A 22,821-nucleotide genomic window follows, 5' to 3' on the forward strand; every position below is an offset into this window, starting at 1 on the left:
CTTACTTCGAGTAGAGATTGGAAAGCGGGTAGCGCTTCAGGTCATAGAGCAGCTCTATGAAGCCCCTGACCTGATGGCGGCAGATTGCTTCGCCCTTTTCGGCTGTCCCGAGTGAGGCGTTGCCGACGACGCCGTGGGGATTGAGGTCGTGGGCGATCCAGGCGAGCGAATGCGGCGGCAGCGGCTGAATGTATTTCGATTGCCCGCGCATCCATTCCGCCTTCGAGGCGAAATTCTGCGCCTTCTCCATCCGCACCAGATCAGGTCGGAAATACAGCATCAGCGACGTTTCCACCTCGCCGCCATGGATGCCGTATTTCAGCTCATTATCGCCGATCATGCCCTCGGGATGGCCGAAGCGGCTCCATTGGGTGGAGACGACGGCCATCGCATAGCGCACGCGCAGCTCGCGAGCCACGATGCTCATGATATCGACATTGCCGCCATGCGAATTGACGATCACCATCTTGCGGATGCCGGCTTCGGCAACCTTTCCGCCGATTGCGGTCCAGACCGGAATGAGCAGTTCGGCGCCGAGCGACAAGGTTCCCGGGCCGTAAACGTGTTCATTGGCCTTGCCGATTTCTTGCGTCGGCAGCACCAGACAATTGAGATCGACCGGTTTCTGCTTGCGTAATTCGGCGAGCATGCCGTTGGCGATAGCGACGTCGGTGGCAACGGGTAGATGCGGCCCGTGCTGCTCGGTCGAGGCGATCGGCAGGACAGCGATCGTGGTGTCGGGAGACAGTCCGGCGAAGTCGTCGCTGACCAATTCGTTCCAGTAAAATGGCACCGTCATACCGTTCGCCTCCCATTGCCGTTCGAGACAGTGAGTAGGGAATAACGCTACCTGCGAAAAGCATCAATTTGCGCCCGCACCGATGCCTTTTTGCGGATGATGGAACAACGGCGCCGTCGAGGGCGCCTCTTGGCCGCAATGTTTCCGCGAATGTCTCGCCGAAACCATTGCGCTAGCGCGTCTGCAATGGTTTTCTGGCGCTTCTTCTATGACAACGCTCTCCGGTGATTCCCAATGTTCGATATTCTGTGGCGCGGCCTGGCGATCGGCGCCGGCGCAACCATCCTCATGGACCTCTGGGCAATTGTGCTCACGAAGGTCTTCGGCCAGACGCCGCCGAACTGGGCGCCGGTCGGCCGCTGGTTCTGGCATCTCGGCCGCGGCAAGGTCTTTCACGAGAACATCGCCGATGCCGAGCCGTATGCAAATGAACTCGCTCTCGGCTGGATCAGCCATTACGTTGTCGGCATTCTCTATGGTTTGATCTTCGTGTTCATCATGGGGTCGGCCTGGTTGGCAGCCCCGACATTTCTTCCCGCCTGGATTTTCGGCATCGTCACCGTCGGGGCAGGGTGGTTCCTGCTGCAGCCGGGCCTCGGCCTCGGCTGGGCTGCTTCGAAACATCCGAAGCCGAACAAAGTCCGGGGTTTCAATCTGCTAGCGCATATGGTGTTTGCATTAGGACTTTATGGTACGGCGTTGATTTTGAGGTGAGATTGACGCTTGCCCCTTGCCCTAACCCTCTCCCCGTTTTGACGGGAAGAAGGTGGCGGCAGCCGGATGAGGGGCAAGCCGAACCCGTGAACCGAAAATCGCTAAGCTACCGCGCCGCCCAATTGGCGCCGCGGCGGAAGATGGTCTTCATCTGAGGCACGTCGAACTCCTTGGCCTGATGGCCGAGTGAGGAATAGAAGACGCGGCCCTTGCCGTATTTGCGCTTCCAGACGACGGGCATGACGACGCCGTCGATCCAGTAGGCGTGTTCGCCGGTAAACCTGGTCGTCGCCAGCACCTCGTTCGAGGGGTCGACATGCATGTAATATTGCTCCGACGTATAGGGGAAGTCGGCAATCCCCTCCATCAGCGGATCGTCGGGCCGGGTGATGTTGACGGTATAGTCGATGATGTTGCCGGGATGGGCGACCCACTGGCCGCCGATGATGAACTGGTAGTCGACGGAGTCGCGGAAGGCATCGCCCGCGCCGCCGTGATAACCGGCGATGCCGACGCCGCTTTCGATCGCGGCGGCGAGGTTCTTGACCTCCTCCTTTTCGATCTTCGACATCGTCATGATCGGCACGACGAGGCTGAGATCGTGGACCGAAGGGTCGGCAAGCGCCTCGGTCCCGTGTTCGAGATAGACCTTGAAACCGTCTTCCTCGAGCATGGTCTTGATGATTTCGGCGCATTCCTGCGGCTCGTGCCCGCTCCAGCCACCCCAGACGATCAGTGCTTCACGCATTCTCTTTCCTCCTGAAATTATTTTGCCAGCCGTCCGTCGACGATGGAATCGGACAGGGGGGCAGGGCGCTCCACCGCCGTGGTAATCGTCACCCTCCGGCCGGTCTCGGACGCTGTATGGAAGGCTTCCATGACTTCGAGCACATGCAGTGCCAGATCACCATTGGCACGGTGCGGCCGGTTCGAGCGGATCGCATGCGCCATATCGGCGACGCCGAGCGAGCGGAAATTGCCCTCGGCATAGGGGGCGGTGACCGGCTGGTCCTCGAAGGCGCCGCCCTTCTTCAGATATTCGACAGGGCCCGCAAACCTATTGGGGTCGGGGACGATAAGCGTGCCCTCGGTTCCGTAGACTTCGAGCGGCACATGCTTGTGGCCGGCGACGTCGAAGCTCATGGCGATCTGCACGACCGCGCCGTTGGCAAAAGCCATCATGCCGGCGACATGGGTCGGCACATGCACGGGAATGCGCTCGCCATTGCGCGGCTCGCTGGTGATGAGCCGTTCGGCCCGCGGCGTCGTCGCAAAGCCGGCGACCTGGGAAACCGGCCCGAGCAGATTGACGAGGTCGGTGATGTAATAGGGGCCCATATCGAGCATCGGGCCGCCGCCGACTTCGTAATAGAAGGCCGGATTCGGATGCCAGCGCTCATGGCCCGGGCACATGAAGGTGGCCGAGCCGCCGACCGGCTGGCCGATGACGCCTTGGTCGATCAGGGCGCGGGCCGTCTGGTGGCCTCCGCCGAGGAAGGTGTCGGGCGCCGCGCCGATGCGCAGATTTCGCCCGCGCGCCGCCTCGGCCAGTTTTTTCCCTTCCGCGAAATTAATCCCGAGCGGTTTTTCGGAGTACGTGTGTTTGCCGGCATCGAGCGCCTGGAGCGCGACGGCGACATGGGCTTTCGGGATCGTCAGATTGACGATGATTTCGATCTTGGGATCGGCGAAGAGCTCTTCGACTGATTTGACGGGAACGTTGAATTCGCGCGCCTTGGCCTCTGCGAGCTCCCGGTTGAGATCAGCGACGCCGCGGATATCGAGGATGGGAAAGGAGGCCATCGCTGTAAGATAGGCGCCCGAAATATTGCCGCATCCAATGATGCCGATACCGACTTTGTCCATGAATTCCTCCATTTGATCTTGCTTGTCTCGGCCGTCAAAGGGCCGGCCCGGTCGTGCTCCAGGGCGATTCGTAGAGCTCGTAGAGCGCAACTGCGGCAGCGCCCTGAGCCCAGAAATCATCGCTCGAATCATCGAAGACGAGTTCGCTTACCCCCTTCAGCGACGGCGGAATGGCGAGCGCATAGGCGTCGCGCAGGCTGTTCAAGAAGGGTTCGCCGAGCGCCAGGCTCGAGCCGACGAGGATGACGCGCGGCGGCGCAAACAGCGTAACGATGTTGGCGATGGTCAATCCGACAGCTTCGCCGGCGCGGATGGCAGAGGCGATCAGCCGGTCGTCGTCGGCCTTGATCAGCGCCTGGGCGTGGGTCATGCCGCGCCCGAGGCGGATGGCTTCGGCAAAACGGCCGTCGGTCTGATGTTCACCGAGGATGGCGCTTTCGCCGGCCTGGCTGAAGAGCCGCACCACGCCGTTCGGTCCCATGCCGAGCACAAGGTCGCCAAGATTGTGGCTGAGGCCGCCGGCGCCGCGAAACAGGCGGTTACCGTGCAAGACGCCGAGACCGAGCGTCTGTTCCAGCGAAATCAGCACCATGTCCTCGAGATCGCGGGCTTTCCCGAACCAGTGATGGCCGAGCGTGATGGCGTGGGCGTCGCTTTCGACGATGGTCGGCGTCGATAGCCGCGTCGACATCTCGGCGGCGAAATCGACATTGGTGTCGCGAAAGATCGGGCTGCTTCTGATGTAGCCGGTGCGGTGCTCGATAACGCCCGGAAAGCCGAGGCAGATGCTGTCGACATCTTCGAGCGACAGGCCGGCATCGACGACGCAACGCCGGACGCCGTCCTCGACGAGATCGGCGATGACGCCGATCGGCTGCCGGTCGATGCGGATCGGCAAAGCCAGCTTCGACAGCACGTCGCCGCGAAAATTGGTGACGACGAAGACCATGCGGCTGGCGGCGATCTTGCCGCCGACGACGCGGGCGGCATCGGGATTGAGCTCCAGCGCCACGCGCGGTCTGCCACGCACCGCCTCGTTGCGGATATCGCCTTCATGCCGCGGCAGGATCAGCCCGTCATCGAGCAGCGAGGCGGTGATGGCCGAGACGGTTGTCGTCGACAGCTCCGTCCGCTCGCTGATTTCGATGCGCGAGATCGGACCATGGCGCCTGATGGTGTCGAGCACGTTCAAGCGATTGATCGCGCGCATCAATTCTGGATCTGCAGTCTTCATGAAAACGTGCCGGCAGTCGTTTGGTTGGGCGGAAGCCAATATTTATAACGGGTTACGAAATAAATAGCAGGCAATTACGAGGAGCTGTCAAGCGATTTCGGCAAAAATTAACGCATCGGGTTGACATCCGGCGCAAGGTCCGCTGAATTAATCCGCATAGGGGAAAAATTGTGAGGATAGGTCCCCTGGGAGGAAAATCATGAATTTCATGCTGAAGAACGCCGCTTTCGGCGGCAGGCGCATCGTATCCATGGCCGTGGCAGCCGGCATGTTGCTGGCCGGAGCCGGGGCCGCCTCGGCGACGACGGTGGTCAAGTGGCTGCATCTCGAAACAGATCCGAAGAACGTCGCGGCCTGGGAAGACATCGTCAAGAAATACGAGGCCCAGCATCCCGACGTCGACATCCAGATGCAGTTTCTCGAAAACGAGGCCTTCAAGGCCAAGCTTCCCACGCTGCTGCAGTCCGACGATGTGCCGGATTTCTTTTTCAGCTGGGGCGGTGGCGTCCTGAAGCAGCAGTCCGAGACCGGCGCGCTCCAGGATGTGACGACAGCCCTCGACGCCGATGGCGGCAAGCTGCGCAAGGCCTATACGCCGGCCTCGGTCGACGGCCTGACCTTCGACGGCAAGACCTGGGCAATCCCGTACAAAGTCGGCCTGGTGAGCTTCTTCTATAACAAGGCGCTGTTTGCCAAGGCAGGCGTCAAGGCCGAAGACATCAAGACCTGGACCGATTTTCTTGAGGCGGTGAAGAAGATCAAGGCGGCCGGTATCGTGCCGATCGCCGGCGGCGGCGGCGAGAAATGGCCGATCCACTTCTACTGGAGTTATCTTGTCATGCGCGAGGGCGGCCAGAAGGTCTTTGAAGCGGCCAAGAAGGGCGAGGGCGAAGGCTTCCTCGATCCGGCCGTCATCAAGGCCGGCGAAGATCTCGCCGAGCTCGGCAAGCTCGAACCGTTCCAGCCCGGCTATCTCGGCGCGACCTGGCCGCAGACGCTCGGCGTTTTCGGCGACGGCAAGGCGGCAATGATTCTCGGCTTTGAAGCGACCGAGGCCAACCAGCGCAAGAATGCCGGCGACGGCAAGGGGCTTTCATCCGACAATATCGGCCGTTTCGTCTTCCCGACGGTTGAAGGCGGCGCCGGCAAGCCGACGGATACGCTCGGCGGCCTGAACGGCTGGGCGCTTACCAAGAAGGCCTCGAAGGAAGCGATCGATTTCCTTGCTTTCCTGACGAACGCCGACAACGAGCGCGCCATGGCCAAATCAGGCATGCTGCTGCCCGTCGCCGTCGGCGCCGATGACGGGGTCGTCAATCCGCTGCTGGCCGAATCGGCCAGACAGCTTGCCGGTTCGACCTGGCATCAGAACTTCTTCGATCAGGATCTCGGTGCGGCCGTCGGCCGTGTCGTCAACGACGTCTCGGTGGAAATCGTCTCCGGACAGATGAATTCGAAGGACGGCGCCCAGATGATCCAGGACGCTTTCGAACTGGAACAATAGCCAGCGCCCGCAGAACCTTCCGGCGCTCCTGCCAATCGGGAGCGCCGGCATCGCTGCCGACGAGATGCGAAAGCAGGAACCATGGCCAATATCTCAGTCCTATCGACACCGAGCGCCGCAAGGCCGGCAAGACGAGCCGCAAACCGGAAGAGCTCGGTCGCCCATGACCGCCTGACCGTGCTGCTGCTCTTTCTGCCACCGGCGTTGCTGCTCTTCACGCTCTTCGTCATCATGCCGATGGGCGAGGCGGCCTGGTACAGCCTCTATAAGTGGAACGGTTACGGCGCGCCGACGGAGTTCATCGCGCTCCGCAATTTCCAGGTCCTGTTCCGCAACGCGGCGTTTACCCAGGCGCTGGTCAATAACGGCCTGATCATCGTCATTTCGATCTGCATCCAGGTGCCGCTCGCCATCTGGCTGGCCACCATGCTGGCGCACCGCATTCCCGGTGTCGTCGCTTACCGCCTGATCTTCTTCCTGCCCTATGTGCTGGCGGATGTTGCCGCAGGCCTCATCTGGCGCTTCGTCTATGATGGCGACTACGGTCTGTTTGCCGCCGTTTCCAACTTCTTCGGTTTCGCCAATCCTTACGTGCTCGCCGACAAGGACGTGGCGATCTATGCCATCCTCGGCGTTATCGTCTGGAAGTATTTCGGCTTCCACATGATGCTGTTCATCGCCGGCCTGCAATCGGTCGACAAGAGCGTGCTGGAGGCGGCCGAGATCGACGGCGCCACCGGCTGGCAGAAATTCCGTTACGTCACGCTGCCGCTGCTCGGATCGACCCTGCGCCTGTCCATCTTCTTCGCGGTCGTCGGCTCCCTGCAGCTCTTCGACATGATCATGCCGCTGACCGGCGGCGGCCCGTCGAACTCGACGCAGACGATGGTCACCTTCCTCTATACCTACGGCGTCATGCGCATGCAGGTCGGCTTGGGAAGCGCCGTCGGCGTGGTGCTCTTCATCATCTGCGTGACACTCGCCTTCGGTTACAAAAGGATCTTCATGCGCCATGACTGATACGAGTTCTTCCATCCGCATGAGGACATCCACCCGCATCTATCTCTATGTGTCGCTGAGCCTGATCGCGGCGATCGTGCTGGTGCCGCTGCTGACGACGGCGCTCGGCGGCTTCAAGACGCTGGGGGATCTCCGCACCAATCCCTTCGGCCTGCCGACGGAGTGGCAATGGGCGAACTATACCGACATCCTCTTCGGCGAGCGCTATTGGCTGCAGATCGGCAATTCGCTTGTCATCGCGGCGCTGACCGTGCTCTTGACGCTGATCGTCTCGTCGATGGCGGCCTTCGCCTTTGCCCATGTCCGCTTCTTCGGCTCGTCCTTCCTGCTCAATTATTTCCTGCTCGGGCTGATGTTTCCGGCCGCCACCGCGATCCTGCCGCTGTTCATCCGCATCCGCGATCTCGGCCTGTTGAACACCTATTGGGGCGTGGTTCTGCCGCAGGTCGCCTTCGGCCTCGGCATGAGCATCCTTCTGTTCAGAAACTATTTCCGCAATCTTCCGGAAGAGTTGTTCCAGGCGGCTTTCGTCGACGGCTGCGGTTATATGAGATTCTTCTGGCATATCTCGCTGCCGCTCTCCCGCCCGATCGTCGCCACCGTCAGCATCATCTCCTTCGTCGGCAGCTGGAACAGCTACATCCTGCCGCTGATCATGCTGAACTCGGAATCCAAATATCCCTGGCCGCTCGGCATCATGGTCTATCGCGGCGAATTCGGGACGGAATGGCAGCTGGTGCTCGCCTTCATCACCCTCACCATCCTTCCCACAATCATCGTCTTCTTCGTCGCCCAGAGACACATCATCGCCGGATTGACCGCCGGTGCCGTGAAGTCCTGAGCCGAACCATTGGAGCTGCATCATGGCATCCGTTGAGCTGAACAATATTCGCAAGGCCTATGGCGCCGTCGACGTCATCCACGGCATCTCGCTTCATATCGAGGATGGTGAATTCGTCGCCCTGGTCGGCCCGTCCGGCTGCGGAAAATCGACACTGCTGCGGATGATCGCCGGCCTCGAGGAGATCACCGACGGCGAGATCGCCATCGGCGGCAATGTCGTCAATGCGATGACACCGCGCGAGCGCAACATCGCCATGGTCTTCCAGTCCTATGCGCTTTATCCGCACATGACGGTGGCCGAAAACATGGGTTTCAATCTGAAGCTCGCCGGCGTTGCCAAACCCGAGATCGAGGCTCGTGTCGCTGAAGCCGCCCGCATGCTCGATCTCGCCAAGCTGCTCGACCGCAAGCCCGCCCAGCTTTCCGGCGGACAGCGCCAGCGCGTCGCCATGGGCCGCGCCATCGTCCGCAACCCGGCCGTCTTCCTGTTCGACGAGCCCTTGTCAAACCTCGATGCGAAACTGCGCGTGCAGATGCGTTCGGAGATCAAGACGCTGCACCAGAAGGTCAAGACGACGTCGATCTACGTCACCCACGACCAGATCGAGGCGATGACACTCGCCGACCGCATCGTCGTGCTCAATCACGGCAAGGTGGAGCAGCAGGGAACACCGCTCGAACTCTACCGGAAGCCGGCCAATCTCTTCGTCGCCGCCTTCATCGGATCGCCGGCGATGAACATGCTGGAGGGCACGGTAGACGGCGAAAATGGCGAGCCCGCTGCCCGCCTCGAAGACGGCACGGCGATCCGCATCGCGCCCGACCGCAAGGTCAAGGCCGGCCAGGCCGTGACTATCGGCCTGCGCCCCGAACATCTGGTTCCCGGCCTGTCGGGCGGCACGCCGCTTGCCGGCCGAACCATGCTGGTGGAACCGACAGGCGCCCAGACCCACGTGGTCTTCGACCTTGCCGGACAACAGGTGACCGCGATCGTCGACGGCGAATATCCCGCCCGCTACGGCGCCGTCTTCGAGGCCAGCATCGCCAGCGACCAGGTGCACATTTTCGACCGCGGGACTGGTGTGGCGCTGTAGCGAATCCTCGGCCCAGGAGATCGCCGAGAACAGCCCTTTATCCTAGATCTCTCCCCGTGAACGGCGCGAGGGGACGTGCCATGCGGTCCAGGCACGTCCTCAATCATTAACCTATTATTCCGCCGCGATCCGTTCCACGCCGTTGGCCTGGATGATCTTCTCCAGCAGCGCCAGCTCTTCCTGCGTGAGATCCGTCAAAGGCGGACGCACCGGCCCCGGATTCTGGCCGAGTACCCGAAGCCCGGCCTTGATGATCGAGACGGCATAGCCCTTTTTGCGATTGCGCAGGGCGACGAAGGGGAAGAAGAAGCCCTTCAGGATTTCGTCGACGGTCGCCTGGTCGCCGGTGCGCAAGGCGCCGTAAAAGCGCTGGGCGAGCGCCGGGACGAAGTTGAAGACGGCCGATGAATAGGTCGTCACGCCGGCGGCGAAATAGGCCTGGGCGTAGACTTCATGGGTCGGCATGCCGCCGACATAAACGAGGCGGTCGCCGAGCAGGGTGGTGATCTCGATCACCTTGTCGGCGTCGCCGACTCCATCCTTGAAACCGATCAGGTTCGGGCATTCGGCGGCCAGGCGGGCGATGCTGTCGGTGGTCAGCACGGCATTGTCGCGATTATAGACGATGACGCCGATGCCGACCGATTGGCAGACCGCCTTGACATGGGCGATCAGTCCGGCCTGTTCGGCAAACATCAGATAAGGCGGCAGAAGAAGCAATCCGTCCGCGCCGGCCCTCTCGGCCGCCTGTGCGATCTCGATGGCGAGCGACGTGCCGTAGCCGGTTCCCGAGATGATCGGCGTCTTGCCAGCCGATGCCTTGGCGGCTTTGACGACCTCAGGGATCTCGCTCGGATTGAGAGAGAAGAATTCACCGGTGCCGCCGGCGGCAAACAGAGCCGCGGCGTCGTAACCGGCAAGCCATTCGACATGGCGGCGGTATTTCGCCTCGTCGAATTTAAGCTGATCGTCGAAATGCGTGACCGGAAACGAGAGCAGGCCACTGCCGACGGCCTTCTTCAATTCAATCGGGTTCATCTTCAAGTCCTGTTCCTTAGGTGTTGAGAATCGTGTCAGGCGCTCTCGAGCACTTGCAGAAGTGCCGCGATGTAGCCGTAACAAAAGGCAAATGCGGTGGCGGACGGGTCCTTGCCGCTGACGGTCGGCACATGGTCGGGCATCAGCATGTACTTGTATCCGACCTCCTTGTAGATCCTGGCCGAGCGGACCATGTCCATGTCGCCCTCGTCCGGGAAGGTCTCCATGAAGGAGAGCTTGCCGCCGCGAATATTGCGGAAGTGGACGTTGAAGATCTTGTTGCGCTCGCCGAACCAGCGAATGATGTCGTCGATCTCTTCGCGCGGATTTTCGAGCATCTCGCCGACCGAGCCCTGGCAGAAATTGAGGCCGTGATAGGGGTTTTCGCGCATCTGCACGAATTTCTTCAGCCCTTCCACCGTGCCGAGCACGCGCGTGACGCCGCGATAGCCGGGCGGCGTGTAAGGGTCGTGCGGATGGCAGGCGAGCCTGACGCGATTGCTTTCGGCGACTGGCACGACCCGCTCGAGGAAGTAATCGATCCGTTCCCAGTTTTCATCCTCGGAGAGCACGCCGGCAAGACCGGGGGCTGCCTGCTGATCGGTCTTCTCCCAGCGGAAGCTCGCATTCATCGAGCCGCCGCGTCCCGGTTCGTCGGGCGTGCGGGGAATGCCGATCAGGTTGAGATTATATTTGACGGCCGGAATGCCGGCGGCCGCGACATTCTCGATCATCTGGCAGACCGCATCGATCTGCCGGACACGCTCAGGCCCGGCAAGCAGGATGTCGGGATAGGAAGCCTTCTCGATCGGCTGCGAGGGCAGGGGCAGCTGGATCATGTCGAGGATCAGGCCGAAGCTTTCGACCTTGTCGCGATGACGCTCGATATCGGCAAGCGTCCAGCTGCTCGGCGCTCCCGGCGGATCGGCGCTGATATGCTTCACTCCCAATTGCGCGAAGATCCGATAATCGTCATCGTCGCGCGCCGCCACCTGTGTTCCAAGATACATCAGAGACCTCTCCAGATTCAACAATGTCATATGACATAATATGAATTCCTGAGGGTGTCGAGCCCTATTGCTGTTCGGCGAGCATCCGATAACGGCGTTGGCTCGCCATCAGATGCGCGCGCATCGCCTGGCGGGCACGGTCGGGATCCTGATCGGCGATCGCCGACAGGATGTCCACATGCTCGGCATAGACCTTCTGCAGATACTCGCGGTCATTGGCGTCCGGCAGCGTCGGAAACTGCCCACGGGGGATGGCGCGCGGGCCGAAATGACGGAGAACATCGACATAGAACCGGTTGTTGGTGGCGGCGGCGATCGCCATGTGAAAGGCATAATCCGCCTCGACGGTCTGCTGTCCGCTTTCGATCAGTTGCGCCATTCGGCGGTTGGCCTCCCGGATCGCCGCTTCCTGCTCGGCCGTGCGGCGATAGGCGGCAATCGCTGCCGCTTCACCCTCGGTGGCCATGCGAAACTCCAGCAATTCCAAGGTTTCCGGGATGCTTTTGATTTCCACCGGCGTCAGCGACATGACCGAATGAACCTTCGGATCCGCAACGAACACGCCTTTGCCTTGGATCGGCCTAACGAAACCTGCAGCCCTCAAATCCGCAATCGCCTCGCGCACCACGGTGCGGCTGACGCCGAAGGTCGATTCGAGCTGCGGCTCGGTCGGCAGCTGGTCGCCAACGCGCAATTTCCCCGTCTCGATTTGTGCTCGCAGTTGATCGATGACCTGCTGCGCCAGTCTTTGCCGACCACGGCCAAGTGTCGTCATTCTCGTTTCCCCAGTTTCTGTGCCTCACGTCTTCCGCACGGGTCTTGCAAATCAAATCGGACTTCGATAAATCATAATACGACATACGGACGACATAATATGTCTCCTATAGTAATCCAGGGAGGAGTTACAATGAAGCATTTTTCGAAAGGCCTGTTCGTCGGCGCCGTCATCGGCGCGCTGACGATCGCTGCGCCGCTCTCGTACGCCGCCACCCCAAAGGACCAGCTTGTGCTCGGGACATCGCTGGCGCAGGTCCTGTCGCTCGATCCGCATCAGGCGACCGAGGGCAAGGCGGTCGAGATCATGTCGAATCTCTACGACCGGCTGGTCAACAGCACGCCGGATGGCAAGATCGTGCCGCAGCTGGCCGAAAGCTGGAAGGTCGATGACAAGGGCATCACCTTCACGCTGCGCCAGGCCAACTTCGCCTCCGGCAATCCGGTGACGGCGAAGGACGTCGTCTATTCGCTGGCACGGCTCCTGAAGCTCGACCAGGCTGCCGCCGCCAACCTCAAGCGCGTCGGCTACGACAAGACCAATGTCGACAAGCTCGTCACGGCAGTCGACGATAAGACGGTGCGCATTGATTTTTCCCGCCAGGTGACCGCCGAAATGCTGCTTTACCGGCTGACGACCTCGACCACCAGCGTCGTTGACAGCGTCGAAGTCGAGAAACATGTCGCTGACAATGATTACGGCAATGCCTGGATGCGCACGCATTCGGCCGGCTCCGGCCCGTTCACTCTGAACCGGTGGTCGCCGAACGAACTCGTGATTCTCGACGCCAACAAGGATTATGTCACCGGCGCTCCGAAGATGAAGCGCGTCATCGTCCGCCATGTGCCTGAAAGCCAGGTCGAGCGGCTGATGCTCGAACGCGGCGACATCGATATCGCCAGCGCCATGACCGCAGCCGATCTCGCCACCTTCAAGGACAAGCAGGGCTTTACCATCCAGCGCATTCCCACGGGCGGCTTCTACGTGCTGTCGATGAATGCCGGCAACCAGTACCTGTCCAACCCGAAGGTTCGCGAGGCCATTGCCTACGGCATCGATTATAAGGGCATTGAAAAGACCATCATGGGGCCCTACGGGCGGGCGAGAAACGTTCCGGTTCCGGAGAATTTTGAGTCTGCGATCCCGAACCCCGACTGGCATCTCGATGTCGAAAAGTCCAAGCAGCTGTTGGCCGAAGCAGGGTTCAAGGACGGATTCTCGCTGACGCTGAAGACGATCGCGCAGACGCCGCGCATCGATCTTGCCACGGCTATCCAGGCGTCGCTTGCCCAGGTCGGCATCAAGATCGACATCCAGCAGGGCAACGGCTCGGAAATCATTGCCGCCCACCGCGCCAGGGATTTCGATCTGCTGATCCCGCAGACCAGCGCCTACATGCCGAACGTGCTCGGCTCGATGGAGCAGTTCTCCTCCAATCCCGACAATTCGAAGGAAGCCAACAACGCCGGCAACTTCGTCTGGCGCTCGGCCTGGGACATCCCGGAGCTGACGGCTCTGACGGCCAAGGCGTCGGTGGAGCCGGACGCCAAGAAGCGCGGCGAGCTCTATGTCGAGATGCAGAAGATGTTCGTCGAACAGAAGCCGGCGGTGCTGCCGATGTTCGAACGCTTCGAGCCGATCGTCCTGTCGAGCAAGGTGCAGGGATATGTAGGGCATCCGACCCAGCTGACGCGTCTCGAGAACGTCACGAAGTCTGAAGCCCAGTAATACTCCCGAGGCAGCCGATCATGAAGGAACTCTCTGTAGCCGAATTTGGCCGACGCCTGGCGCATCTGCTCGTCAGCCTGTTCATCCTCTTATGTGTGACCTTCGTGATCGGCCGCGTCCTGCCCACGGATCCCGTCGGCGCGATCGTCGGCGAACTCGCCGATCCCGCCGCCTATGCGGCGATGCGGACGCGTCTGGGGCTCGATCTGCCGATCTATCAGCAGTTCTTCCTCTATCTGAACGGGTTGGCGCATGGTGATTTCGGCACGGCCGTGCTCACCGGCAATCCCGTCTCTTCGGACCTCGCTCAGGCCTTTCCGGCGACATTCGAACTTGCGACGCTGGCGGTGATCATTTCGACCTTTGTCGGTGTTCCGCTCGGCCTGGTCGCGGCACTGTTTCGCGACAGCCCGATCGACAAGGTCGCCCGCGTCGTCTCCCTCGTCGGTCATTCGATCCCGGTGTTCTGGTTCGGCATCGTCGGCCTCGTCATCTTTTATGCCGGCCTGAACTGGGTCGGCGGGCCCGGCAGGATCGATGTGTTTTACGAAGGCCTCGTCACCCCGCAGACCGGCCTGCTGCTGGTCGACAGCCTCCTGCAGGGCGAGACGGAAATCTTCTGGAATGCGCTCGGCCATATCATCCTTCCGGCCATCATCCTCGCCTATGCCGCGATGGCCTACATCACCCGCATGACCCGCAGTTTCACGCTCGAGCAGTTGAGCCAGGATTATGTCATCGCCGCCCGCGCCAAGGGTGTCAGCCCGATCGGCACGATCCTGCGCCATGTCCTGCCGAATATCGCGGTGCAGCTCATCACCATCCTTGCCATTTCCTATGGCGGGCTGCTCGAAGGCGCAGTCGTCACCGAGATCGTTTTCTCCTGGCCGGGGATCGGCCAATATATGACGAACGCGCTGATGATCGGCGACATGAACGCAATCGTCGCAGCCACCATCATCGTGGGATTCATCTTCATGTTCCTGAACTTCCTGGCCGATGTTGCCTACGCCTTGCTCGATCCGCGCATGCGGGAGGCAGCCCGATGAGTGGCGCCGTCCACAGCGAGATCCGCATCCGTCCGCCGAGCATCCCAAGCCGCGTTGCCGCCTCGTTCGGGCGCGCCGGCCGCAAGCTGGCCGACGAGCCGCTCGGCCTTGCCGGCTTCGTCATTCTCGGGCTCCTTTGCGTAGTTGCGATTTTCGCGCCGCTTCTGGCCCCCTACGATCCCACTATTCAGTCGCTTGGCGATGCTTTGCAGCCTCCGAGCGTTGCCCATCTCGCCGGCACGGACGAATTTGGCCGGGACATTTTGAGTCGCCTGATCTTCGGCACGCGCATCACCATCCAGACCGTGTTGTCGGTCTCCCTGATCGTCGGCCCGATCGGGCTGCTGATCGGCGTCGTCGCCGGCTTCTTCGGCGGCAATACCGATGCTTTCCTGATGCGCGCCACCGATATCGTGTTGTCCTTTCCATCGCTGATTCTGGCGCTTGCCTTTGCTGCCGCCCTGGGCGCCGGCCTGGGCACGGCCATCATCGCCATCTCGCTCACCGCATGGCCGCCGATTGCAAGGCTTGCCCGCGCCGAGGCGCTTGTCGTCAGAAATGCCGACTACGTGGTCGCCGCCCGCCTTTACGGCGCTTCGCCCCTCCGCATCCTGCTTCTCTATATCGCGCCGATGTGTATTCCGTCGGTCATCGTGCGCCTGACGCTCAACATGGCGGGCATCATCCTGACGGCGGCCTCGCTCGGCTTCCTCGGCCTCGGCGCCCAGCCGCCGGCACCGGAATGGGGCGCGATGATTTCCAACGGCCGCAAATTCATGCTCGATTATTGGTGGGTCGCCGTCATGCCCGGTATCGCCATCCTGCTGACGAGCCTTGCCTTCAACATCGCCGGAGATGCTCTGCGCGACATTCTGGACCCCCGCCATGCAAGGTCGTGACATGCAAGATCGTGATCAGCAGCCCGTTCTTTCGGTCAAGGAGATGAGCGTCCGTTTCGGGCGCGGCGCCGTGCCCGCCGTCTCCAATGTCAGTTTCGACGTCGGGCGCGAACGTGTGGGAATCGTGGGCGAATCCGGTTCCGGCAAGTCGACCACCGGTCGTGCCGTCATGCGTCTTCTGCCGCCGGCCGCCATCGTCTCCGCCGGGCGCATGGATCTTGCCGGCAGCTCGCTGCTTGCAAAGACCGAGCGCCAGATGGGCGCGCTGCGCGGCAAGGACATCGCGCTGATCATGCAGGATCCGCGCTATTCCTTGAATCCGGTGCTGTCGATCGGCAAGCAGATCGCCGAGGCCGCCCGCCTTCATCTCGGCCTGCGCGGCAAGCCAGCGCAGGATGCGGCTCGCGCCATGCTCGAGCGGGTGCGCATCACCGATCCCGAGCGGGTCATGGCGCTTTATCCCCACCAGATCTCGGGCGGCATGGGCCAGCGGGTGATGATCGCCATGATGCTGCTGGCGCGGCCGAAGCTTGTGATCGCCGACGAGCCGACCTCGGCGCTCGATGTCAGCGTTCGCAAGGACGTGCTGCTGCTGCTCGACGAGCTGGTGCGCGAGAACAATTCGGGCCTGCTGTTGATCAGCCACGACATTCGCATGGTCGCGGCCTTCTGCGAGCGTATCATCGTCATGTATGCCGGACGGATCGTCGAAACGCTGACCAGCCTTGCAGAGGCCCGTCATCCCTATACGCGCGGGCTAATAGCAGCGCTGCCCGATCCGAAAAATCCGGTTCGCCGGCTTGCCGTTCTCGACCGGGCGAAATTCGATCCGGAGGCGGCGCAATGATCAAAGTCCGTGACCTCGATGTTGTCTTCACCTCGGGCAAATCAAGCAACCATGTCGTCAGGGGCATCAGTTTTCAAGTCAATCAGGGCGAGACGCTCGGTATCGTCGGCGAATCCGGCTGCGGCAAATCGACGGTGCTGCGCTGCCTCGCCGGCATGGAGGCTGGTTGGACCGGTCAGATTGAGCTTCGCGGCAAGCCGATCCGCAAGAAGCGCTCCCACGAGGAACTGACCTCAGCCCAGATGGTGTTTCAGGATCCTTACGGCTCCCTGCATCCGCGCCATCGCATCGGCACCGCGCTTGCCGAACCGCTGCGCGCCATGCGCCATTCCGACATCTGGTCGAAGGTCGAAAGGGCTTTGATCCAGGTGGGCCTGCCGGCAAGCTTCGCCAACCGTTTCCCGCACGAACTTTCCGGCGGCCAGCGGCAGCGCGTGGCGATCGCCCGGGCGCTGATCCTGTCGCCGCCGATCCTGCTGCTCGATGAGCCGACATCGGCGCTCGACGTCTCGATCCAAGCCGAAATCCTCAACCTGCTTGCCGACCAGCGCGAGGAGAAGGGACTGACCTATCTGCTCGTCAGTCACGACCTCGCGGTCATCGCCCATATGTGCGACCGGGTGCTGATCATGAAACACGGCGGCTTCGTCGACGAACTCACAAAGGCGGACCTGCAGGCCGGCACGACGCATGATGCCTATGCGCAGGAGCTGTTCGAGGCGAGCTTCTTGGAGGCTTGACGGGTCGTTGCGCCGCCGAGACTCACGCTGGGCTGCAATAGCGGGCGAAAGCCTCGAGGAAACGGCGCATCTCCTGCTGATGCCGAGGCGCGGAAAGATGCTCGGCAATTTCTTCCGGGGAAAGCTTCATCAGATGGAAGCGAAGGAAGAGATGCTCGTTGAAGCGCTCGCTCAGCGTGGCGAGAACGGTGCGAAGCTGCTGCAGCATGTCGTCGCCGCGATGCGACGCGTGCGCAAGCACGATCGGTTTGCCGATCACTTCGTTACGGGAGACGAGCCAGTCGATGGCGTTCTTCAGCCCGCCGGGGATTGACCTGATATATTCGGGGCTCGCCAGGATCAGTCCATCCGCATCCGTGATCGCCTTTGCAAGAGCCGCCACTTCGGAAGGAGGCTCGGGAAGTTCGAGATCGGGCGAGAAGACCGGGAGCTGGCCAACACGATCATAGACCGAGAGCGTATGCGCCGGCCCGGCAGCCGACTGGAGGGCATATAGCACGGCGGTATTGGTCGAGGCTCTGCGGGCGCTTCCGGATATTGCCAGGAATTTCATGACCGGCATAACCTCACGCGATTGGCTTGATGTGATCCGCGGCAGCCGGATGGTGGACGGCTGCGACGCTGCTTCTTTCGACGACATGGCAGGCAAGCTCGACACGGCGGCACGGCAAGGCGAGGCCAAGCATCATGTCGCGCAAGAGGTCGAGCGCGGTGGCGCCGAGTTCGCGCATCGGGATGTGCACCGTCGACAATGGCGGATTGAGAAAGGCCGATTGCGGCAGGTCGTCTATGCCCATGACGGAGACATCCTGCGGCACGGCATAACCCATCGCCTGCAGCCCGCGCACGGCGCCGTTGGCGAGACTGTCGCCCGCCGTCAGAACGGCGGTGAAGCAAAGGCCCTTGTCGCCGACGAGACGGGTGATCGCCTCGGCGCCGAGTTCCGGCAACCAGTCCTCGACCTCGAGCACCAGGTCGGCATCGGCCGTCAGTCCATGATGCTGCAGCGCGTCGCGCCAGCCCTCCAGGCGCCGCTCGATGGTCCGCCGTCCCGGCCGCAGCATGAACAGGATGCGTTGATGGCCGGCCTCGATCAACCGCTCGGCGGCAATGAACGCGGCCGATCGGTTGCAGGGCGTCACGCTCGAAAGCCGCATGTAAGGGTCGTCGCTGTTGACGAGCACGACGGGCTTTCCGAGATTGGCGGCCGCCGTCAGCATGTCCTCCTCGTCGACTGTCAGGATCAGCATGCCGCCGAAACTTGCATCATTGCGCATCTCGGCGATGACGCGGGTTTCATCAGCCTTGTCGGTGACCGGGCGCATTGCCATTTCGATGCCGAGGGCGGACGCGCGCGCGTTCAATCCTTCGAGCACGTGGAGCGTGAACTGGTTGCGGACATAGTCGATCATTGCCGCGCCGGATGCGACGAGCATGACCTTCTTGCCGGCGACACTCGCCGGCAGCGCGTAGCTGACAGCGCTCGCCGTTTCCAGCACCAGCTTGCGGATCTCGGGCCTGACGCCCTTTTCGCCGGCGAGCGCGCGCGACACCGTGCTGATCGACACGCCGCACCGGGCGGCGATGTCGTCCAGGCGTGTGCGCCTGCCCTTTTTCTGCTCCGCAGCCATCTCATCTCCTCGCTCGAACGAAGTATGCAAAAATCTTTCAGATTGCGCAAACGGAATGGCTATGCACAATTGACGTGTCAGCGACAGGCGCAGAGCAGGGAGGCTTTGAAGATGCGGTTTGACGGCAAGTCCACGCGTCGGCGTTTTGCTCGGCGTGTTAAAGCTCAAGCGGGCTGAAGCATGGCCGCCGAAGAATCCTATCTCCGCCGCAAGACCGGGAAACAGAGCCCGATCGTCTACTGGCAACTCGGCCCCCTCGCGCAGGCACGCTACGATGTCGCCGACCGGCCGATGGAAGGGAGCATGGATCCGTTTTTCTTCGTCACCAAGACGAAGAATTTCATTCCGCATGAATATCCCTGCCGCACCGAATTCAAGGCATCCTTTTCCGGCCGAAGACCGCAGCCGGCGACCGAATTCGAGGCCGTCCGCTGGTGGCTTCCCTTTTCATCGCCGCGCGTCGATCTCTCCGGCTTCTGGTTTCGCCCGACGCGCATCGGCTGCTGGGCGCGCACCTTCCTCGATGCGCAGTCGGCGGGACCAGCCACGCTGCGCCTGTCGACCTGCGGCGGCGCCGTCCTCTTCGTCAATGGGGCCGAGCGGGGCTTCATGGCGCCTTACGTGCGCAATCTGGAAGCCCAGCAGACCTTCGAAGTGGAGTTGACGGCGGGGCTCAACGAGATCCGCATCTATTTCGACGATCTCGCCGAGCGCGACGCCCGCTTCTATTTCCAGCTGGATTATCTCGATGGACCGGAGGTCGAAACATCGGTGCCTGTTCCCATCGCCGCCGGTGACGCGGACGGGCTGGAGGCAATCCTCGAAGGCATGCGCTTCGACCGCGCCGCCTATCTCGGCGAGGACGTGACGATCCTGTTTCCCGCGCCGCTGCCGGTGGCGTTGAGCTGTCATGTCGAGATCGAAGGCGACTTCATGTCGGTCGAGCGCTTCGACTATGATTTCGCGCTGGAAAAAGGCGCGACCCAGCTGGAACTCGGCCCCTCGGCTGATATGCCCGCTGATTTCCGCCATTTCCGGATCACGTTTAAAACGGGCGGCCTATCGCTCGGCCGCACGCTCGGCGTCGAAATCTGTCACGTCCAGCGCCAGGGGCAGGCGCCCGCCGCGCTAGACGATCGCGTCGCCGAGGCGCTTGCCGAGGTCGCCGCCCATTCCGAGCCCGATACGGTCTGCGCCTTCGCGCGGCTGGCCTTGGGGCAGGGCGGCGAAGAGACCGAGGCGATGATATCGGCGATGTTGCCGGTGATCGAGGATTGTCACGATTGCGCGGACTTCGTGCTGGTGCCGCTGCTGTTTGCCTATACCCGCTGGAGCGACCTCTTGTCGGAAGGGCTGCAGCAGCGGATCGAGCACGCCGTTCTCAATTACCGCTATTGGATGGACGAGCCCGGCAACGACGTTCAGTGGTATTTTTCGGAAAACCACGCGCTGCTCTTCCACACCGCCGCCTATCTCGGCGGCAGGCTGTTCCCTGATGCCGTCTTCGTCCGTTCCGGCCGTACCGGCGCCGAGCAGATGAAGGTCGGCGACGAGCGGGTTCGCGCCTGGCTCGATCATTTCGAGCGCTGGGAGATGGCTGAGTGGAATTCCGTTCCCTATTTCCCGATCGACCTCAAGGGGCTGACGGCGCTTGCCGCCTGCGCGCCGGATGAGACGATCCGTGCTCGCGCCAATGCCAGCATCGTCCGGCTGATGGAGATCGTCGCCCGCTCGGCCCATCATGGCATGCTGACCGGCAGCCAGGGCCGCTCTTATGAACATACACTGCGGCCGGGGCGCTCGGTCGAGCTGTCGGCCATTGCTCGGCTGCTCTGGGGGCGCGGCTGGTACGGCCGTCGCGTCCACGCGCTGCCGCAGCTTGCCGTCTGCATCCGCGATCATGGCCTCCGTTTCCCGGAAGCGCTTGCTGAAATCGCCGCGCACCACTCCGACGACGCGCAGGAATGGACCTTTTCTCAGGGCGAGAACCGTTTTGCCGCCCTCTACCATTATAAGACACGCGACACCGCGATCGGCACCATCGCCCACTACCGCCCCGGCGCCTGGGGTTATCAGGAGACGGTTCTGCATTTGCGTTTGGGCGAGCGGCCGGAAGCGCAGATCTGGATCAACCATCCCGGCGAAACCATCCAGTTCGGCTACGGTCGGCCGAGCTTCTGGGGCGGCTGCGGAACGCTGCCGCGCGTGCATCAATATCGTGACCTCGCCATTCTCGATTTCGACATCCACGAGGGCCAGCCGGATTTCACCCATGCCTGGTTCCCGCTCGAGGCCTTCGACGAGAAGCTGGTCGACGGCAAGCTGGCGCTCGCCCGCTCCGGCAATGGGCTTGCGATGCTGATCGGCAACGGCCTGCTCGAACCGGTGAAACACGGGCCGACGACGGATGTCGAGTTGCGCCTGGCCGGCCGCACGGGGCGCTGGATTGTCCGTCTCTCCGATCTCGGGCGCGAAGACGGCCTCGAAGGGATGCGGGCGCGCTTCGCCACGCTTACAGCCCGTCGCAACAATGAGGGTGCGCTGATCATCGTCGATCCGGAATATGGTCAGGTCGTCTTCGAAGAGGACGGTACCGTGCGCGCCGAAGGCCGTATTCTGAGACCCTCGGACTGGTCGGTGCGGGGAGAAGCGGTACATCTGGAGATAGCGGGCAGGCAGCGGCGGCGCGCTGCCTCGTAGACGAGATGTCCGGCCGGTGGAGGACCCGGCCGGCGCAGGAATTCAGCGGTCAAGAGGAGGAGACTATGACCAGAATGAAATCGATCGCCGCAGCTTTTGCTGCGGTTCTCTTGAGTTCCGTTGCCGCCCAAGCCGGCGACGTGCGCATCATGTGGTATTCGGATGGCGGCGAAGGCGAGGTGATCAAGGATCTGCTGGCGCGTTTCTCCAAGGCCAATCCTGATGTCAACGTCATCCTCGACGAAGTCTCCTACGACGTCGTCAAGGAACAGCTGCCGGTGCAGCTGGAAGCCGGGAAGGGACCTGACATCGCCCGCGTCACCAATCTGAAGGCGCAGGCGCAGCACTGGCTCGACCTTCGCCCGCTCCTCGCCGATGCGAAATATTGGGACGAGAATTTCGGCGCTCAGGCCGATTGGATGCGTCCTGACGGCTCGAACGCCATCACCGGCTTCATGACCCAGCTGACGCTCACGGGCGGCTTCGTCAACAAGACGCTGTTCGAGCAGGCCGGCGTCGAAATTCCCGGCCCGAAAGCCACCTGGGACGACTGGGCGGCGGCGGCCAAAAAGGTCGCCGACAGCCAGAAGGTCTTCGCCATGGCGATCGACCGTTCCGGCCACCGCGTCTCAGGCCCGAATATCTCCTATGGCGCCAACTATATCGCCGCCGACGGCAAGCCGGCGCCCATCGATCAGGGCGCCAAGGAATTCCTCAGCCGCTTCGTCAAATGGAACGAGGACGGCACCGTCAACAAGGACGTCTGGGTCAGTGCTGCCGGAAGCACCTATCGCGCTGCGGCCGAGGACTTCATCAATGGCGGTCTCGCCTATTATTATTCCGGCAGCTGGCAGGTTTCGGGCTTCGCGCAGAAGATCGGCGACAGTTTCGACTGGATCATGGCCGGAAGCCCCTGCGGCACGGTGGCCTGCAGCGGCATGCAGGGCGGCGCCGGTCTCGTCGCCGTAAAATACACCAAGAACCCGAAGGACGTCGCCAAGGTGATGGACTACCTGGCAAGCGCCGACGTGCAGAAGGAATTTGCCGAGCGCAGCCTGTTCATTCCGGCGCACAAGGGCGTGGCCGCCGGCCAGGTGGACTTCAAGACCGATAATCCGCATGTGAAGGCGGCGCTGAAAGCTTTCGTTGAATCGGCCGGCCAGACGGCCCCTGCTGCGATGAAATTGCCGGGCTGGAAGTGGTCTGACGCCTATTACAGCGCCATCGTTGCGCGCATCAGCCAGGTGATCGCCGGCGAGATGAAGCTCGACGACGCCTACGCCCGCATCGACGAGGACATCAAGGCCAAGGTCGGCGGCAACTGACGGAC

General features: G+C 62.1%; 21 protein-coding genes. 12 read left to right on the plus strand and 9 right to left on the minus strand.

The features are described 5' to 3' along the window. Position 1: 1 nt before the first annotated feature. Positions 2 to 799, minus strand: coding sequence for a creatininase family protein (locus HJB91_RS14095; RefSeq protein ID WP_210631423.1), 798 nt, complete (start codon positions 797 to 799; stop codon positions 2 to 4). A 234-nt stretch (positions 800 to 1,033) separates the two neighbouring features. On the opposite strand from HJB91_RS14095, the gene HJB91_RS14100 reads away from it, so the two are divergent. Further along, positions 1,034 to 1,513, plus strand: a complete 480-nt coding sequence (locus tag HJB91_RS14100) for a DUF2938 domain-containing protein (RefSeq protein WP_221155027.1) — start codon at positions 1,034 to 1,036, stop codon at positions 1,511 to 1,513. 106 nt (positions 1,514 to 1,619) lie between these two features. Here the strand turns inward: HJB91_RS14100 and HJB91_RS14105 are convergent, their stop codons facing one another. Genes HJB91_RS14105 through HJB91_RS14115 form a run of 3 tightly spaced genes read right to left on the minus strand, consistent with a single transcriptional unit; the run spans position 1,620 to position 4,613 of the window. Further along, positions 1,620 to 2,261 carry a ThuA domain-containing protein gene (locus HJB91_RS14105; protein ID WP_221122870.1) on the minus strand — a complete coding sequence of 214 codons (642 nt, stop codon included), beginning with the start codon at positions 2,259 to 2,261 and terminating at the stop codon, positions 1,620 to 1,622. A gap of 17 nt (positions 2,262 to 2,278) precedes the next feature. Further along, complete coding sequence (locus HJB91_RS14110; RefSeq protein ID WP_221155030.1) at positions 2,279 to 3,379, minus strand: Gfo/Idh/MocA family protein; 1,101 nt, start codon at positions 3,377 to 3,379, stop codon at positions 2,279 to 2,281. Between the two features lie 34 nt (positions 3,380 to 3,413). Further along, on the minus strand, positions 3,414 to 4,613 hold the full coding sequence (locus HJB91_RS14115) for an ROK family transcriptional regulator (protein WP_210631420.1): 1,200 nt from the start codon (positions 4,611 to 4,613) through the stop codon (positions 3,414 to 3,416). Between the two features lie 199 nt (positions 4,614 to 4,812). Here HJB91_RS14115 and HJB91_RS14120 point away from each other — a divergent pair, with 199 nt between their 5' ends. The 4 genes from HJB91_RS14120 (at position 4,813) to HJB91_RS14135 (ending at position 9,074) form a co-directional block, all read left to right on the plus strand. Then, the gene (locus tag HJB91_RS14120; protein ID WP_221155031.1) at positions 4,813 to 6,117 is read left to right on the plus strand and encodes an ABC transporter substrate-binding protein; all 1,305 of its coding nucleotides are present in this window, start codon (positions 4,813 to 4,815) and stop codon (positions 6,115 to 6,117) included. Positions 6,118 to 6,198: 81 nt separating this feature from the next. Continuing rightward, positions 6,199 to 7,137, plus strand: coding sequence for a carbohydrate ABC transporter permease (locus tag HJB91_RS14125; protein ID WP_221146582.1), 939 nt, complete (start codon positions 6,199 to 6,201; stop codon positions 7,135 to 7,137). After that, complete coding sequence (locus HJB91_RS14130; RefSeq protein ID WP_210631417.1) at positions 7,130 to 7,978, plus strand: carbohydrate ABC transporter permease; 849 nt, start codon at positions 7,130 to 7,132, stop codon at positions 7,976 to 7,978. Before HJB91_RS14125 ends, HJB91_RS14130 begins: the two co-directional genes overlap by 8 nt. Before the next feature lie 22 nt (positions 7,979 to 8,000). Further along, positions 8,001 to 9,074 carry an ABC transporter ATP-binding protein gene (locus tag HJB91_RS14135; protein WP_210631416.1) on the plus strand — a complete coding sequence of 358 codons (1,074 nt, stop codon included), beginning with the start codon at positions 8,001 to 8,003 and terminating at the stop codon, positions 9,072 to 9,074. Between the two features lie 114 nt (positions 9,075 to 9,188). On the opposite strand, the gene kdgD is transcribed toward HJB91_RS14135, so the two are convergent. The 3 genes from kdgD to HJB91_RS14150 form a co-directional block, all read right to left on the minus strand. Continuing rightward, positions 9,189 to 10,112 (minus strand): 5-dehydro-4-deoxyglucarate dehydratase, encoded by a 924-nt coding sequence (gene kdgD / locus HJB91_RS14140; RefSeq protein ID WP_221155033.1) that lies wholly within the window; start codon positions 10,110 to 10,112, stop codon positions 9,189 to 9,191. Between the two features lie 35 nt (positions 10,113 to 10,147). Beyond that, positions 10,148 to 11,122, minus strand: a complete 975-nt coding sequence (locus HJB91_RS14145) for a mannonate dehydratase (RefSeq protein ID WP_221146584.1) — start codon at positions 11,120 to 11,122, stop codon at positions 10,148 to 10,150. Positions 11,123 to 11,186: 64 nt separating this feature from the next. Next, positions 11,187 to 11,897: a FadR/GntR family transcriptional regulator gene (locus tag HJB91_RS14150; RefSeq protein ID WP_210631413.1), complete on the minus strand. Its 711-nt coding sequence runs from the start codon at positions 11,895 to 11,897 to the stop codon at positions 11,187 to 11,189. Between the two features lie 132 nt (positions 11,898 to 12,029). Here HJB91_RS14150 and HJB91_RS14155 point away from each other — a divergent pair, with 132 nt between their 5' ends. Genes HJB91_RS14155 through HJB91_RS14175 form a run of 5 tightly spaced genes read left to right on the plus strand, consistent with a single transcriptional unit; the run spans position 12,030 to position 17,160 of the window. Next, positions 12,030 to 13,625 (plus strand): ABC transporter substrate-binding protein, encoded by a 1,596-nt coding sequence (locus HJB91_RS14155; protein ID WP_221155035.1) that lies wholly within the window; start codon positions 12,030 to 12,032, stop codon positions 13,623 to 13,625. A gap of 20 nt (positions 13,626 to 13,645) precedes the next feature. Then, positions 13,646 to 14,674: an ABC transporter permease gene (locus HJB91_RS14160; protein WP_221146586.1), complete on the plus strand. Its 1,029-nt coding sequence runs from the start codon at positions 13,646 to 13,648 to the stop codon at positions 14,672 to 14,674. Continuing rightward, entirely contained in the window at positions 14,671 to 15,573 is a 903-nt protein-coding gene (locus HJB91_RS14165) for an ABC transporter permease (RefSeq protein ID WP_221155037.1), read from the plus strand. The genes HJB91_RS14160 and HJB91_RS14165 overlap by 4 nt, the downstream gene beginning before the upstream one ends. Before the next feature lies 1 nt (position 15,574). Beyond that, a complete protein-coding gene (locus tag HJB91_RS14170; RefSeq protein WP_221146588.1) occupies positions 15,575 to 16,420 on the plus strand; it encodes an ABC transporter ATP-binding protein in 846 nt (281 codons plus the stop codon). Beyond that, the gene (locus tag HJB91_RS14175; protein WP_221155038.1) at positions 16,417 to 17,160 is read left to right on the plus strand and encodes an ABC transporter ATP-binding protein; all 744 of its coding nucleotides are present in this window, start codon (positions 16,417 to 16,419) and stop codon (positions 17,158 to 17,160) included. Before HJB91_RS14170 ends, HJB91_RS14175 begins: the two co-directional genes overlap by 4 nt. Positions 17,161 to 17,182: 22 nt before the next feature. Here HJB91_RS14175 and HJB91_RS14180 read toward each other — a convergent pair whose 3' ends face one another. Both HJB91_RS14180 and HJB91_RS14185 read right to left on the minus strand, forming a co-directional pair. Next, the gene (locus tag HJB91_RS14180) at positions 17,183 to 17,713 is read right to left on the minus strand and encodes an NADPH-dependent FMN reductase (RefSeq protein ID WP_221155041.1); all 531 of its coding nucleotides are present in this window, start codon (positions 17,711 to 17,713) and stop codon (positions 17,183 to 17,185) included. Between the two features lie 13 nt (positions 17,714 to 17,726). After that, entirely contained in the window at positions 17,727 to 18,791 is a 1,065-nt protein-coding gene (locus HJB91_RS14185) for a LacI family DNA-binding transcriptional regulator (RefSeq protein ID WP_210631406.1), read from the minus strand. Positions 18,792 to 18,971: 180 nt separating this feature from the next. On the opposite strand from HJB91_RS14185, the gene HJB91_RS14190 reads away from it, so the two are divergent. Continuing rightward, positions 18,972 to 21,491: a hypothetical protein gene (locus tag HJB91_RS14190; RefSeq protein ID WP_221155043.1), complete on the plus strand. Its 2,520-nt coding sequence runs from the start codon at positions 18,972 to 18,974 to the stop codon at positions 21,489 to 21,491. 65 nt (positions 21,492 to 21,556) lie between these two features. After that, positions 21,557 to 22,816, plus strand: coding sequence for an ABC transporter substrate-binding protein (locus tag HJB91_RS14195; RefSeq protein WP_221155045.1), 1,260 nt, complete (start codon positions 21,557 to 21,559; stop codon positions 22,814 to 22,816). Positions 22,817 to 22,821 lie beyond the last annotated feature (5 nt).

The sequence above is a fragment of the Rhizobium sp. NLR10b genome, from assembly GCF_019685435.1.
Classification (GTDB): domain Bacteria; phylum Pseudomonadota; class Alphaproteobacteria; order Rhizobiales; family Rhizobiaceae; genus Rhizobium.